Below are 13327 nucleotides of genomic sequence, written 5' to 3'. Positions count from 1 at the left end.
CGCGGACGGCTGCGTACTTCGCCCGACGCGGCCGATGCCGGCGGCGCCTAACGTCATCCGTCCAGTCCCCTCGAGCCCGGGAGTTCCGATGACCACCGACAGTGCACCCCGACGGATCGACACCGTCGTGATCGGCGCAGGCCAGGCGGGGCTGTCCGCCGGCTACCACCTCGCCCGGCACGGGCGCCCCTTCCTGATCGTCGACGCGAACCGGCGGATCGGCGACAACTGGCGCAGCCACTGGGATTCGCTGCGCCTGTACAGCCCCGCCGGATACGACGGCCTGCCCGGCATGCCGTTCCCCGGCGATCCGCACCGGTTCCCGACGAAGGACGACGTCGCCGACTACCTCGAGGCGTACGCCGCGCGGTTCGAGCTGCCCGTTCGCGGCGGCACCCGCGTGCGACGGCTGTCGCGCGACGGCGATCGCTTCGTCCTCGACTGCGGCGAGATGCGGATCGAGGCCGGCAACGTCGTCGTCGCCACCGGCACGTTCGGCCGCACCCCCAGCATCCCGGACTTCGCGGCCGAGCTGGACCCGCGGATCGTGCAGCTGCACTCGAGCGAGTACCGCAATCCGGCGCAGCTGACCGACGGCCCGGTGCTCGTGGTGGGCGCGTCCCACTCCGGCGGCGACCTCGCCTACGAGGTGGCGACGTCCCATCCGACGATCCTGTGCGGCCGCGACACCGGACAGCTCCCGGTGCGGCTCGAGAGCCGCCGGATGCGGGTGCTCTTCCCGATCGTGTGGTTCGCGTGGGGCCACGTGCTCTCCGTACGCACCCCGCTCGGCCGGAAGGTACGTGAACTCGAACGCCGCCACGGCGCACCGCTGTTGCGGGTCAAGCGGGAGGACCTCGCCGCGCTCGGCGTCGAACGGATCACCGAACGGGTCACCGGGGTCGTCGACGGCCGCCCGGTCCTCGCCGGCGGTCGCGTCCTCGACGTGACGAACGTGTTGTGGTGCACCGGCTTCCGTCAGGCCTACGACTGGATCGAGCTGCCGGTGCTCGGCCCGGACGGCTGGCCGCTCGAGGAGCACGGGGTGGTGACCACCATTCCCGGCCTGTACTTCACCGGCCTGTGCTTCCAGTCGTCGTTCCGCTCGATGCTCGTCGGCGGGGCCGGCGCGGACGCCGGGCACGTCGTCCGGCACCTCGTCGAGCACCGCGCGCCGGTCGGCCCGATGTCACATCGCGTCGATCCGATCGACGCGATGTGACATTCGGCCACCCGCGCGGGAGTCAGGCGCGCGGCTGCCGGCGCAGTCCGCTGGCTCGCAACACCCGCCGCCCGACCCCGGCGCGGACCGCCTCCTCGGTGCCGATCAGGCGCACGTGACCGCGCGCCCGGGTGATCGCGGTGTACAGCAATTCGCGGGTCAGCAACGAGGATTCGGGAGGGGGCAGGATCACCGAGACCGTGCCGTACTGGCTGCCCTGGCTGCGGTGGATCGTCATGGCGTACACCGTCTGCACGGCCGAGAGCCGACTGGGGTGGAGCCGGAACGGCTCCTTGCCGCGCGCGAACGCCGCGACGGGTTCGCCGTCCGCATCGACGACCACGACGCCGGTGTCACCGTTGTAGATGCGGGTCTCGTGGTCGTTGGCGGTGACCAGCAGCGGCTGCCCCGGGTACCAGCGCTCGGTGTCGAGCCGCCGGCCGGTGTCGGCGGCGATCCACTCCATCGCCCGCCGCGCCCACCACTGCACACCGTAGGGCCCCTCGCGGTGTGCGCACAGCAGGCGGTGCGTCTCGAACTTCTCGAGGGCGGTCACGTCGTCGCCCGCGACGGCGGCGGCGGTGACGGTCGCGGCGGTGGAGACGACGTCGCGGCGCAGGGCCCCGAGGTCGTCCGGCGCGTGGAAGGACACCTCGGGGCCACCGCCGTCGAGGATCCGCATCACCGCGTCGGCGTCGCCCTCCCGCACGGCGACGGCGAGGTGCGCGATGTCGCCGCCGAACCGCCGGCCGCGGCTGAGCCGGATCACGCCGCCGCGCAACCGGTTCCGCTCACCCACGGAGAGCGACGCCTCGGCGGGGTCGTCGCCGGCATCGAGGTCGGCTGCGACGACGCGCCCGAGGACGGGGTTGCCCGCCGCGGTCACGGGACGGGCGACGAGGTCGGCCAGGACGGCGCCGGCGTCGACCGACGTCAGCTGGTCCGGGTCGCCCACCAGGATCAGCCGGGTGCCGGAGCGGACGGCCTCGAGCAGCCGGCACATCATGGTCAGCGACACCATCGACGTCTCGTCGACGACCACGACGTCGTAGGGCAGGTGGTTGCCGGCGTGGTAGCGGTACCGGGTGCGGCCGCGCTGCCAGCCGAGCATGCGGTGCAGGGTCATCGCGGTCAGGTCGGCGCGCAGGCCCAACGGCCCGGCCTGCTCGCGGACGGATTCCTGCAGCCGGGCCGCGGCCTTGCCGGTGGGCGCGGCCAGTCCGATCCGCAGGGCGGGACCGTGCAGCGCGGTCAGCAGCGCGAGTATCCGGGCGACGGTGTGGGTCTTGCCGGTGCCCGGCCCGCCCGCGATCACCGTGGTCCACCCGGTGGCGGCCAGCGCCGCGGCGATGCGCTGCCGGTCCGGTGCGGCGGACGGACGACCGGGGTCGTGCTGGTCGCGGAACAACTCGCGCAGTCCCCGCTCGAGCGCCGGCTCGTCGACGACGGGATGACCGAGCCCGCGGGCGTCGAGGATCCGCCGGACCGCCTCCTCCTGACGGAAGTAGCGGTCGAGGTACAGCAGCGGACCGTCGGCAGTCTCGACCAGGCGCAGCGGACGCAGCGGGCCGCGGTCGCCGCCGACGACGAGCGGGCTGCGCCGCAAGCCGGCGACGACGGCGTCGTCCTCCGGCCACGGCAGCGCCGCGAGATCCACCTCGGCGGACTCGTCGACGGTGATCTCGCGCAGCCGGGTCAGGTCCAGGCACACCGAACCGGCGCGCACGGCGCGCACGGCCAGCGCAGTGGCGAGGTGCACCTCCTCGGCGGTCTCCCCCGCCAGCTGGGCGAGCCGCAGCGCGACGTGCACGTCGGCGGCCGCGAGCACCCCGGCCTCGTTGAAGACCCGCAGGGCACCCTTGCCGCGCTGGGCCACCTGGGCGTTGGTCACGGAATCTCCTTGCCTGCCAACAGATCGGACAGTGCGGCGACGAGGGCGGGCGGCGGCGTCCAGTCGAACACACCGCAGCCCGCCGGGGTCTCCGGACCGACCATGCCGCGCACGAACAGGTACTGCACGCCGCCGAGATGCACCGCCGGGTCGTAGCCGGGCAGCCGCCACCGCAGGTACCGGTGCAGGGCGGCGGCGTACAGCAGCGCCTGCATCGGATAGTGGGCGCGCAGCATCTCCTGCGCCATCCGGTCCCGGGTGTAGTGGGCGGTGGTGAGCTCCTCCGGCCCGAGGCGGTTCGTCTTGTAGTCGACGATCACGAACCGCGGCTCGGTGCCGCGGATCCGCAGCACCGAATCGATGCTGCCGGTGAGATAGCCGCGCAGCGGGGTGGGCTCGAGGGTGCCGACGAGATCGGCGTACGAGGCGAACGGGTCGTCGGCGGGCAGGTGCGCACGCAGCAACCGGGCGACACCGTCGAGGGTGACGGTGGTGGCGACTGGATCGTCCCCGCCGGCGAGGGGCAGCTCGAAGTCGAGTTCGGCGAGGCGGTCGGCCGGGGCGATGTCGGCGAGTGTGCCCGCGTCCCCACCGAGCGGGGTCCGCAGGACCGGCAGCAGTGCCGTCGCCAGCTCCTCGGGGTCGACGTCGGAGAACTGTTCGGCGACGGTGTCGCGGCAACAGCGCAGCAGTTCCGCGCCGAGGTCGGCGGCGGCGGTGTCGACGACCTCGAGCACCGCGTGCACGAGGGTGCCGAACACCGCCCCACCGGGCAGGGCGTTCATCGGGGACTCGATGCCCTCGCCCGCGTCGGCCGGCAGCAGCGGCGGCTCCTCCGGTTCGTCGATGTTCACCGGCTGCTCGGTCTCCGCCCGCACCTGGTGGGGTTCGTCGTGGGCGGCGGCGGTGAGGGCGGTGTACGAGGTGCGCCGCCAGGCGTCGTCGAGCTCGCGGTCGAAACGCGCCGCCTCGAGGTCCACGACGGCCTCACGCGGGCGCACCCACGTCACGGTGGGGATCGGCGCCGAGCCGACGGCCTCGACGGACACCGAGCCGGCGGCTCGGTCGGCCCACGCGGCGAGCTGCTGCGCCACGATCGGATCCTCGGGCACGCGGGCCTTGGGGGCGACGTCGGACGTGCCGGGTGCCCGGCCGAACAACAGACGGTGCAGCGGGGCGCCGGGGGTGCTGTATCCGGGAGCCCACCACAGCACCAGGTGACAGCGGGCGCGGGTCAGCGCGACGTACAGCAGCCGCAGTTCCTCACCGGCAACCTCGTCGTCGTGGCGCCGGCGACGTTCCCCGTATCCGGGGCTGCCCTCGCCGCCGACGTCGAGGATCCGGCGTCCGGAGTCGTCGTGGAGCAGGAGCCGGTCCGGTTTCGACCGCACGCCCGACTCCCACGCGAACGGCACGTAGACCACGGGGAATTCGAGGCCCTTGCTGGCGTGGACGGTCAGCACCTGCACCGCGGCGGCGTCGCTGTCGAGCCGGCGGCTGCGGTCGGCGCGGGCCGTGCCCGCCTCGGCGATCCGTTCGGTCAGCCAGCGGGTCAGCGCCGTGACACCGAGCGCGCCGGCCGCCGCGGTCTCGTCGAGCAGTTGCGCGAGGTGGCGCAGATCGGTCAGTTCCCGTTCGCCGCCCGGCCAGCCCAGCAGTCGCGGCTCGAGGGCGCAGGACGCGGCGAGGCGCTCGAAGAGCGCGGCGAAGCCGGACCGCTCGAACACGAGGTCCAGCTCGCGCAGCAGGGTGCCGACCGCGGCCACGAGCTCGTCGCCGCGGGTGTCGACGTCCCCGGCGGTGTGCCCCATCAGGGAGGTCAGGGCGGCCAGACGCACCCGGTCGGGGCGGTGCGGCTGCTCGAGTGCCTGCAGCACCCGCAGCCATTCCCGCGCGGCGGGGGTCGCGAAGACGCTGGTTCCGCCCGCGAGCACGGCCGGGATCCCGGCGCGGGTGAGGGCTCCGTGCACGAGGGCGACCTGCGCGTTGGTCCGGACCAGAACCGCGACGTCGCCGGGTTCGACGGGTCGCCGGCCGGCGCCGAGGTCGACGGTGACCTCGCCGCCGAGCAGTGCCGCGATGTCCGCCGCGACGTCGCGTGCCACCCGGGCCTGCAACGCCGGTGCCTTCGGGAAACCGGAGGCCCCGCACGGACCGGCCCCGGCACGCGGCAGGTGCCGCAGCCGCAGCGGCACCGCCCCGGCGATCCGGGACGGCGGCTGCGCGGCCTCGACCCGATGCGCCACGATTCGCGGATCCCCCAGGGCCGCACCGCCGTACAGGTGGTCGAGGGCCGCGAGCAGGTTCCCGTCGCTGCGCCAGTTGCGGACGAGTTCCTGGTGCTCGTCGGCGAACTCCATCGCGCCGAGATAGCTGAGCACCTCGGCGCCGCGGAACGCGTAGATGGCCTGTTTCGGGTCGCCGACGAGGACGAGGGTCGTGCGCCGGTGGAACGCGCTGCGCAGGATCTCCCACTGCAGCGGGTCCGTGTCCTGGAACTCGTCGACGAGCACGACCCGGAATCGGGAGCCGATGCGGCGGCACGCGGCCTCGCCGTGCCCGGGATCGGTCAGCACCGCGTGCAGCAGCGAGAGCTGGTCGTCGTAGTCCCGCAGACCCGCGAGGCGTTTGCGGCGGTCGACCTCGGCCCGCACGGCCCGGGCGAACTCGACGCGTTCACCCGCGGGCGTGCCGTCCGCGCCCTCGGGGGCGAGCGTGGCCTGCGGGTCGAAGATCGCGGCACGCGCGGCCTCCGCCGCCTCCGCGTGTGAGATCGGTGCCGCATCCGCGCGGCCGTACCGACGCAGGTACAGGTCCGCGACGACCTCGGCGGTCAGGTCGTCGACGTCCTCGACGAGCACCGCGGCGGAGTCGCATTCCCCGGCGGTGCCGAGTTCGTCGAGCATGCGCTGGCAGAACCCGTGCGTGGTGGCGATGGTGGCGGCATCGAAGTCGGACAGCGCCCGCAGCAGCCGGCGCCGGTGCGTGGCCACGTCGCCGTCGGCGAGGTGCCGGATCAGCTCGTCGGGATGGCGGCGGGCGGCGTCCGGATCGGCCAGCGCCCGCGCGGCGGCGGCGAACCGGTCCCGGGTGCGTTCGCGCAGCTCCTGCGTCGCGGCGCGGCTGAACGTCACCAGCAGCAGCTCCGACAACTCCGCTGTGCCCTCGGCGACGAACCGGGTGGCCAGGCCGACGAGGGCGTAGGTCTTGCCGGTTCCCGCGCTGGCCTCGAGCACGGTGGTGCCCGTGGGGAGCGTCCCCAGCAGGTCGAACTCGGACACGGTTCGGGTCACGGCCGCCCCTGGATCTCGTTGGACAGCAACGGCTCCCACAGGCGGCGCGCGAGGGCGCCGAATCGGGTGGGCTCGCCGTGCCACGTCTGCTCGTCGTCGCGGGCGGCGACGGAGGTCAGGTCCCGCAGCGTCACGTCGGGGCCGTACAGGTAGGTGAGGTGACGGTCGGTGCGTTCGCCGTAGGTGGATCCGAACTCCTGGGCGGCGGCGTCGAGTCCCATCTCGACGGAGTCGCCGCGGTGGCGGCGCTCGGCGTACTCCGCGGCGGCGGCGGTGGCGGTCGGCAGCGGCTCGTGCAACCCGCGGTCGCGCAGGTCCACGAGGCGGGCGAGTTGCTCCACGGGGTCGGCCGGGGCGTTGATCGTGGACCGCCAGGCCGGGGTGCTGCGGAACCGCCCCCGGCCGGTGGTGACGGCCTGCCACTGCCCCGGCCGGTCCGACGCGGCGACGGCGAGCAGGTGCACCCAGGCGGTGAGGCGGTGTTTCGGCGCCAGCCGGGAGAAGGTGCTGCGGGCGACGACGGCGCCGTGGACCCCGCCGACCGTCCCGGTCAGGCGCCGGCCGTCCCCGAGGTCGACGTTCACGTCGACGGTGTCGGCCGGTCCCGTGTAGATCGGCCGGCACACCGCCACCAAGGTGCCCACGGTGGCGGCGACGTCGTCGAGCGCGAGTTCACCGAGCCGGTACGGCGGCAGGGTACCGCGCCGCCATTCGGCGGCCCGGAAGTCCGCGGGGTCCGTGCCGGCGAGCAGCGCCTCGAGCATGCGGTCGCCGAGGTCCCACCGGGCGAGCGGGTCGAGGCCGACATCGAGGGCGTCGGCGATGTCCTCGTCGCGATCGGGCACCCGCACCCCGAGGCGCTGCCGCAGGAACGCCTGGGTGGGGTGGGTGACGAACGCGACGAGGTCGGCCAGGTCGACGTCGGTGCGCGCGGCAGGCGCGAGCGGCCGCTGCAGCAGTCCGGGACGCTGTTTCGCCGGGTGCTGCGCGGCGCGCGCCCCCGCGAGTGCGGCCCGGTCGAAGCTCAGCGGGCGGTCGGGCCGGAAGTTGCGCGGATCGAACGGCTGCAACGGATGCCGGGTGAGGAGCTCGGCCATGCCGTCGGGACCGACCATCGTCTCGACCACGTCGCGCAGTTCGCTCAGCGGGATCGCCGGGGGGCGGCGGGCACCGGTGACCGGGTCCGCACCGGTGTAGAACAGCAGCAGCGTCTCCCCCGCCGACATGACGGCGTCGAGCAGCAACTGCCGGTCCTCGCTGCGCGGATCACGTTCCCCCAGGCAGGGATTCACTGCCAGCACGTCGTCGCCGTCGATGTGGGCGGAGCGGGGGAAGCTCTCGTCGTCGAGGCCGAGCAGGACCACGACGCGGTGCGGCACCGACCGCATCGGCACCATCGTGCACACGGTCAGCTCGCCGGTCCGGAAGTTCGCGCGCGTCGGGCGTGCCGCGAGCCGGGCTGTCAGCATGGCCCGCACGTCGGCCAGCCGCAGCGGCGCCGGCCCGGCGTGCTCGACGGCGGCGGCGAGTTCCCGGTGAGCCTGGGTGAGCTGCCAGGCGTCGGCGGGATCGACATCGGTCAGCAGATCCAGTGCGCGGGTGAGGGCGTCGGCCCACTGCGCGGCCGGCTGGGGACCGCGCAGGCCGTGCAGTGCCACCGTGAGCCGGTCGATGTACTCGGCGAACCGTCCCGTCAGGTCGATGTCGTTGCTCTCGACGTCGTCGAGCGGGAGCGTGAGTCCGAGCCACTCGCTCTGCGACTCGTCGGCGGCCGTGCCGAGGAGGATCCGGTCCAGGGCCGTGCCGAACGTGTTCTGCGGGAAGTCCCCGAGGCCGAAGGCGTTCCGCTGCCCTTTGCCGATGCCCCAGCGGGCCCCGGCAGCGGCGGTCCATTCCTGCAGCCGTTCGAGGTCGTCGTCGACGAAGCCGAACCGCCGGCGCACCGGCGCGGCCCCGGCGAGGTCGAGGACCTCGCTGGCGGTCACCCGTGCGTCGGCGAGCCCCACGAGCGTCGCGACGACCGCCAGCACCGGGTTGGTGCGGCGCAGGCCGCGGTCGGCGAGACGCACCCGTAGCCGGTGTCCCGGGTGCCCGGAGGTGTCGTGCCGGGCGGCACCCTGGCCGAATGCGGCCTGCACGAGCGGCGCGTAAGTCTCCACATCCGGGCACATGACGACCACGTCGCGGGGTTCGAGACTCGGATCGTCCGCGAACAGGTGCAGCAGGCACTCGCGCAGCACCTCCACCTGCCGCGCCGGACCGTGACAGGCGTGGATGCGGATCGTGCCGTCGGCGGCGGCGGAGCGGGCCGGGGGCCGGTCGGCCCGGAGGTCGTCCTGCAGGCGCCCCAGGAGCGTGTCGGGGCCGGTCCCGCCGGGGTGGTGCACGTCGGCGACTCCGGGACCGGCGAGGTGCGCGCGTAGTTCGCGCACGTCCCGGGCCAGGCTCGCCAGGAGGGGGTGCTGCACCGCGAGGGCACTGCGGTCGTCGGCGCGACGACGAACCGGCGCCGCGGCCGCCTGCCCTTCCCACATCGCCGGACTCGGATGCGGAATCCACAGGTGCACATCACGGTTCGCGGCAACCGCGGACAGCACCGCGCACTGGGCGACGGTGAGCCGGGTGGGGCCGAACAGCGACAGCCGAGCCGGCCAGTCCACGAGCTCCGGGTCGGTGCGCAACCGCGTGCAGGCGGCGGTGAGCCGCTCGGCGGGACTGTCGTCGCCGAGGCGCTCGCGCAGCCGCCGCCACAGCCGGGCCTGCCACACGAGGTGTTCGGCGAGGTCGTGGCCGGTGCCGTCGGTGTCGCGCCCGGCGGCCCAGTCGACGAGCATCTCCGGGCGCTGCGACGCGTAGCTGCGGAACAGGTCGGCCAGGTGGGCGGCGGTGGCGTAGCGTCGACCGGCGCGGTGATCGACGCCGTCGCGGCCGAGGTGCCGGGCGAGGACGGTGCACCACGGTTCGTCGAGGCAGTCGTCGACGACGTCGAGCAGCGTCCACCGCATCCGGTCGGGGTGCCAGGGGTCGTCCGCCGCCGTCCGGCCGGTGGCAGCGGCCAGCGCCTCGTCCACCAGCCGTGCCGGCGACGGGTGGTCGATGTTGGCGGCGACACCGTCACCGCAGGTGCCGCCGAGCACCGTCGACAGCCGCTGCGTCAGCCACCGCTCGACCCCCTTGGCGGGGACGGCGACGATCTCGCGGGCGAACGGGTCGGCGAGGGGCACGACGAGCAACTCGGCGAGAGCGGCGGCCAGGGTGTCGGCGCGCTCGGCGCGGTGCAGCGTCAGCACGCGGGTCCCCTCGTCGCTCGGTGTGTTCCGGTCCTGCACCGGCTTATCACATCCCGGCGACAGCGCTCGCCGCGGCGGCCGCGCGACGCGCGCTGCCGGACCGGTCGGGGCAGGTCAGCGCGACAGCCACGCCGCGATCGCGATCCGATCGTGCTCGACGATCTGCTGGACCATCCCGTGCACCATCGACTCGATCCGGCCGCCGAGGAGCGGGACCCGGACGACGACCTGCCCCTGCACGTCGACGTACGTCCCACCGGTGCGGCTCGTCCGCAGCCGGGATCGTCCTTCGAGGGCGACCGGCAGGCCGGTGGCGCCTCCGGACAGCAGCCCGTCGGCGACGTCGTCGACCAGCGGACCCCATTCGTCGGTGCGCTCGACGATCAGCGGCCCGCGCAGCACGCCGCGCACGATCGACGGCAGATCCGAGGGTTCGGACCGGTCCGTGACGGTCACCCGCACACTGCCCGGACCGTGCGGTTCCTCGACGATCGCGGTGGCACTCGCCCGGTCCGCCACCCGGTCGAGCCAGTACCGCTCGTCGAGCAGCACCGCGTGCACGTCGCGGACGTGGTGGTCCAGCTCGGTGGTGAAGGCGAAGGACTTCGGCATGAACTGCACAGTATCGGCCGGTCGGGACCGTTGACAGGGCTCCGCAGCCCTGCAACACTGAACCTGATGGTTCAGTATTCGAGTCTCGATGCCACGTTCGCGGCGCTGTCGGACCCGACCCGGCGCGGGATCCTCCAGGATCTGCGCGCCGGACCGGCCTCGATCAGCGACCTGGCCGCCCGGTACCGGATGACACCGACCGGGATCACGAAACACGTCCGGCTCCTCGAGGAGGCAGGTCTCGTCGTCACCGAGAAGAAGGGCCGCGTGCGCCACTGCCGGCTCGGCATCAACCGACTCGAGCACGAAGCGGACTGGATCCGCGACCACCAGCAGATGATCGAGGGCCGCATGGACCGCCTTGCGGAGTTCCTCGACCGAACGAAAGGAACGCCATGACAACCACGAATCCCTCTGCCCCGCTTACGGTCACGACTCCCCACGAGCGGGAGATCCGGGTCGAGCGCGTCTTCGACGCCGACCGCGACCGCGTCTGGGCCGCCTACACCGACCCCGAGCTGCTCGCCCGGTGGTGGGGCCGGGGCAACCGCCTCGACGTCGAACGCTTCGAGTTCGAACGGGGTGGACACTGGCGGTTCGTCGAGCACAGCGACGGTGAAGCCCACGGATTCGAAGGGCGATTCCGGGAGATCACCCCCAAGGACCGCATCGTCCAGTCCTTCGAATGGGACGGCATGCCGGCGTACGTCGCCATCGACACCGCGACGTTCGAAGACCTCGGCGACGGCCGCACCCGCGTGGTCACCGTCTCGCAGTTCCACACCTCCGAGGAACGCGACGGCATGCTGAACTCCGGCATGGCCGAGGGTCTCGGCCAGAGCTACGCGGCACTGGACGCACTGCTCGCCCGGACGTGACCGCGCCCGGCACCCGCAGTGCGGGTGCCACGGCCTGCGGGCATCACCGGCCGGGGGCGGTGTCGCCCTCCTCGTCGACCTCGTCGCTCCCCGTCTCGACGATGTCGGCGAACGCCGTGCCCGACACCGTCCCCCCGGTTCCGGGCAGCGTCACCGTGGGGCGCGCCCCCGGCTCGTACCGGCGCTGCATCTCCTCCGCCTGCTCCGATGCCCGGCGCTTCGTGTCCTCGTCGATGTTCTCCAGTGGGTCCTCGGACCTGGGCTGAGTACTCAACTGCTCCGCTCCGTTCCCCTCGCAGTGCGCATCTGTCCGCCGGTCACCCGGCACCCCTCACCATCCTCCGCATCGGCACCCGGCACCACCCCCGACGACGAATCGGCCGAGCCGGACCGCGCAGACCCCGCGCGCCAGTAGGCTCGTGCGCATGGCTGTAACGCCGAGCCGAACTCCGATGTAGGTGGCGCCATGGCAGAACTCGTCCTGGGTCCGGTCCTGCGGCACGTCGGTCGCCGCGACGCCACCGTGTGGGTGGAGACGTCGGACCCGTGCACCGTCGAGATCCTCGGCCACCGGGAACACACCTGGACCGTTGCCGGTCACCACTACGCACTGGTGGTGATCGACGACCTCGAGTCCGGCTCGACCACTCCGTACGAGGTCCGCCTCGACGGACATCCGGTCTGGCCGCCCCCCGACTTCCCGGCGTCCGTCGTCCGCACCCTCGGCACCGGCCGCCCCCTCGAACTGATCTTCGGTTCGTGCCGGTTCGCCACCACGGCCGCCACCGAGAACGACGACAAGCTCGGCGCCGACGCGCTCGACGCGTACGCGCAGCGCATGACGACCCGGGCACCGGACCGCTGGCCCGACGCGCTGCTGCTCCTCGGCGACCAGGTCTACGCCGACGAACTGTCCGCCCAGACCCTCGAGCGGGTCCGCGAGCGCCACGACCTCGACGAGCCTCCCGGCCCGCAGGTCCGCAACTACGAGGAGTACACCTGGCTCTACGCCGAGTCGTGGTCCGACCCCCACGTGCGCTGGCTGCTGTCCACCGTCCCCACCTCGATGATCTTCGACGACCACGACGTGCACGACGACTGGAACACCTCGCAGTCCTGGCGCGACGAGGTCGAAGCCACCTCGTGGTGGGAGGAACGCATCGTCGGCGCCCTCGCGTCGTACTGGGTGTACCAGCACCTCGGCAACCTCGATCCCGCCGAGCTCGCGGGCAACGAGCTGTACCAGCGCGTCCGCAAGTGCGACGGGGATGCTGAGCCGCTGCTGCGGGAATTCGCGTCGGCCGCGGACGAGGAGGCCGACGGCGCGAAGGGCACCCTGTGGTCCTTCCGGCGCGACCTCGGGAACGTCCGGTTGCTGGTGATCGACTCGCGCTGCGGCCGGATCCTGGCCGGCGGGCGTCGCGAGATGGTCTCGGACCCGGAGTTCTCCTGGATCGAGCGGCAGACGGAGGGCGACTACGACCACCTGCTCGTCGGGACGTCGCTGCCCTGGCTGCTGCCGCGGGCGCTGCACGACCTCGAGTCCTGGGACGAGCGGCTCGCCGCCGGGGTGCGCGGAAAACGGGTCGCCGGCTGGGCGGAGATCGTCCGCCGCGGCGCGGACCTCGAGCACTGGGCGGCGTTCCGCGACTCGTTCGACCGGCTCGCCCGGCTCTTCGCGGAGATCGGCCGGGGCCGCTGCACCGGACCGTCCGGCCGTCCGCCGGCCACGATCTGCGTGCTCTCGGGCGACGTGCACCACGCCTACGTCGCGCAGGCACGGTTCCCGGATCCGATGTCGACCCGGGTGTTCCAGCTGACCTGCTCGCCGTTGCACAACTATGTGCCCGCCGCGGTCCGGGCGGTGTTCCGCGTCTCCTGGAGCCGGGCGATGGAACGGGCCGTGCGTTTCGTGCTCGGACGGGTGTCGGAGGTGCCCCCGGTACCGATCGAGTGGACCCGCGCGACCGGGCCGTTCTTCGGCAACCAGATCGCGACGCTGCGCCTGGCCGGCCGCGCCGCCCATCTGCTGCTGGAACGTTCCGAACGGGTCCCGCGCGGGCCCGTCGGCTTCACCACCACCGCCGACCTGGTGCTGTCGGCACCGGAGGGCGCCCCGTGAGACCGCGCACGCCGGTGCG

9 protein-coding genes are annotated in these 13327 nt (G+C 73.4%); 4 read left to right on the top strand and 5 right to left on the bottom strand.

Annotated features, from left to right (window positions below; all coding sequences use genetic code 11):
• The first annotated feature begins 88 nt into the window (after window positions 1-88).
• Window positions 89-1222 (top strand): flavin-containing monooxygenase, encoded by a 1134-nt coding sequence (locus RR3_RS00695; RefSeq protein ID WP_072786281.1) that lies wholly within the window; start codon window positions 89-91, stop codon window positions 1220-1222.
• A 22-nt stretch (window positions 1223-1244) separates the two neighbouring features.
• On the opposite strand, the gene recD is transcribed toward RR3_RS00695, so the two are convergent.
• From recD to RR3_RS00675, 4 genes are all read right to left on the bottom strand, one after another.
• Window positions 1245-3113: an exodeoxyribonuclease V subunit alpha gene (gene recD / locus RR3_RS00690; RefSeq protein ID WP_064065815.1), complete on the bottom strand. Its 1869-nt coding sequence runs from the start codon at window positions 3111-3113 to the stop codon at window positions 1245-1247.
• The gene (locus RR3_RS00685) at window positions 3110-6406 is read right to left on the bottom strand and encodes a UvrD-helicase domain-containing protein (RefSeq protein ID WP_010592541.1); all 3297 of its coding nucleotides are present in this window, start codon (window positions 6404-6406) and stop codon (window positions 3110-3112) included. Before RR3_RS00685 ends, recD begins: the two co-directional genes overlap by 4 nt.
• Window positions 6403-9696: an exodeoxyribonuclease V subunit gamma gene (recC, locus tag RR3_RS00680; RefSeq protein ID WP_064065814.1), complete on the bottom strand. Its 3294-nt coding sequence runs from the start codon at window positions 9694-9696 to the stop codon at window positions 6403-6405. Before recC ends, RR3_RS00685 begins: the two co-directional genes overlap by 4 nt.
• Before the next feature lie 114 nt (window positions 9697-9810).
• Window positions 9811-10308 (bottom strand): DUF2505 domain-containing protein, encoded by a 498-nt coding sequence (locus tag RR3_RS00675; protein WP_026137636.1) that lies wholly within the window; start codon window positions 10306-10308, stop codon window positions 9811-9813.
• Window positions 10309-10374: 66 nt separating this feature from the next.
• Between RR3_RS00675 and RR3_RS00670 the strand changes: the two genes are divergently transcribed.
• Together RR3_RS00670 and RR3_RS00665 are read left to right on the top strand one after the other, a co-directional pair.
• Window positions 10375-10707 carry an ArsR/SmtB family transcription factor gene (locus tag RR3_RS00670; protein ID WP_010592545.1) on the top strand — a complete coding sequence of 111 codons (333 nt, stop codon included), beginning with the start codon at window positions 10375-10377 and terminating at the stop codon, window positions 10705-10707.
• Window positions 10704-11186 (top strand): SRPBCC family protein, encoded by a 483-nt coding sequence (locus tag RR3_RS00665; protein ID WP_010592546.1) that lies wholly within the window; start codon window positions 10704-10706, stop codon window positions 11184-11186. The genes RR3_RS00670 and RR3_RS00665 overlap by 4 nt, the downstream gene beginning before the upstream one ends.
• 43 nt (window positions 11187-11229) lie before the next feature.
• On the opposite strand, the gene RR3_RS00660 is transcribed toward RR3_RS00665, so the two are convergent.
• Window positions 11230-11460 carry a hypothetical protein gene (locus tag RR3_RS00660; RefSeq protein WP_026137637.1) on the bottom strand — a complete coding sequence of 77 codons (231 nt, stop codon included), beginning with the start codon at window positions 11458-11460 and terminating at the stop codon, window positions 11230-11232.
• Between the two features lie 192 nt (window positions 11461-11652).
• Here RR3_RS00660 and RR3_RS00655 point away from each other — a divergent pair, with 192 nt between their 5' ends.
• Window positions 11653-13308, top strand: coding sequence for an alkaline phosphatase D family protein (locus tag RR3_RS00655; RefSeq protein WP_010592548.1), 1656 nt, complete (start codon window positions 11653-11655; stop codon window positions 13306-13308).
• Window positions 13309-13327 lie beyond the last annotated feature (19 nt).

Origin of the sequence: Rhodococcus ruber NBRC 15591 (assembly GCF_001894945.1) — a bacterium.
GTDB lineage: Bacteria > Actinomycetota > Actinomycetes > Mycobacteriales > Mycobacteriaceae > Rhodococcus > Rhodococcus ruber.
This window is presented reverse-complemented; position numbering and strand designations above follow the sequence as displayed.

Bases quoted from the DNA above. Each gene is read 5' to 3' on its own strand.
- RR3_RS00695 (WP_072786281.1), top strand. From the start codon at position 89: ATGACCACCGACAGTGCACCCCGACGGATCGACACCGTCGTGATCGGC.
- RR3_RS00675 (WP_026137636.1), bottom strand. From the start codon at position 10,308: ATGCCGAAGTCCTTCGCCTTCACCACCGAGCTGGACCACCACGTCCGC.
- RR3_RS00670 (WP_010592545.1), top strand. From the start codon at position 10,375: ATGGTTCAGTATTCGAGTCTCGATGCCACGTTCGCGGCGCTGTCGGAC.
- RR3_RS00665 (WP_010592546.1), top strand. From the start codon at position 10,704: ATGACAACCACGAATCCCTCTGCCCCGCTTACGGTCACGACTCCCCAC.
- RR3_RS00655 (WP_010592548.1), top strand. From the start codon at position 11,653: ATGGCAGAACTCGTCCTGGGTCCGGTCCTGCGGCACGTCGGTCGCCGC.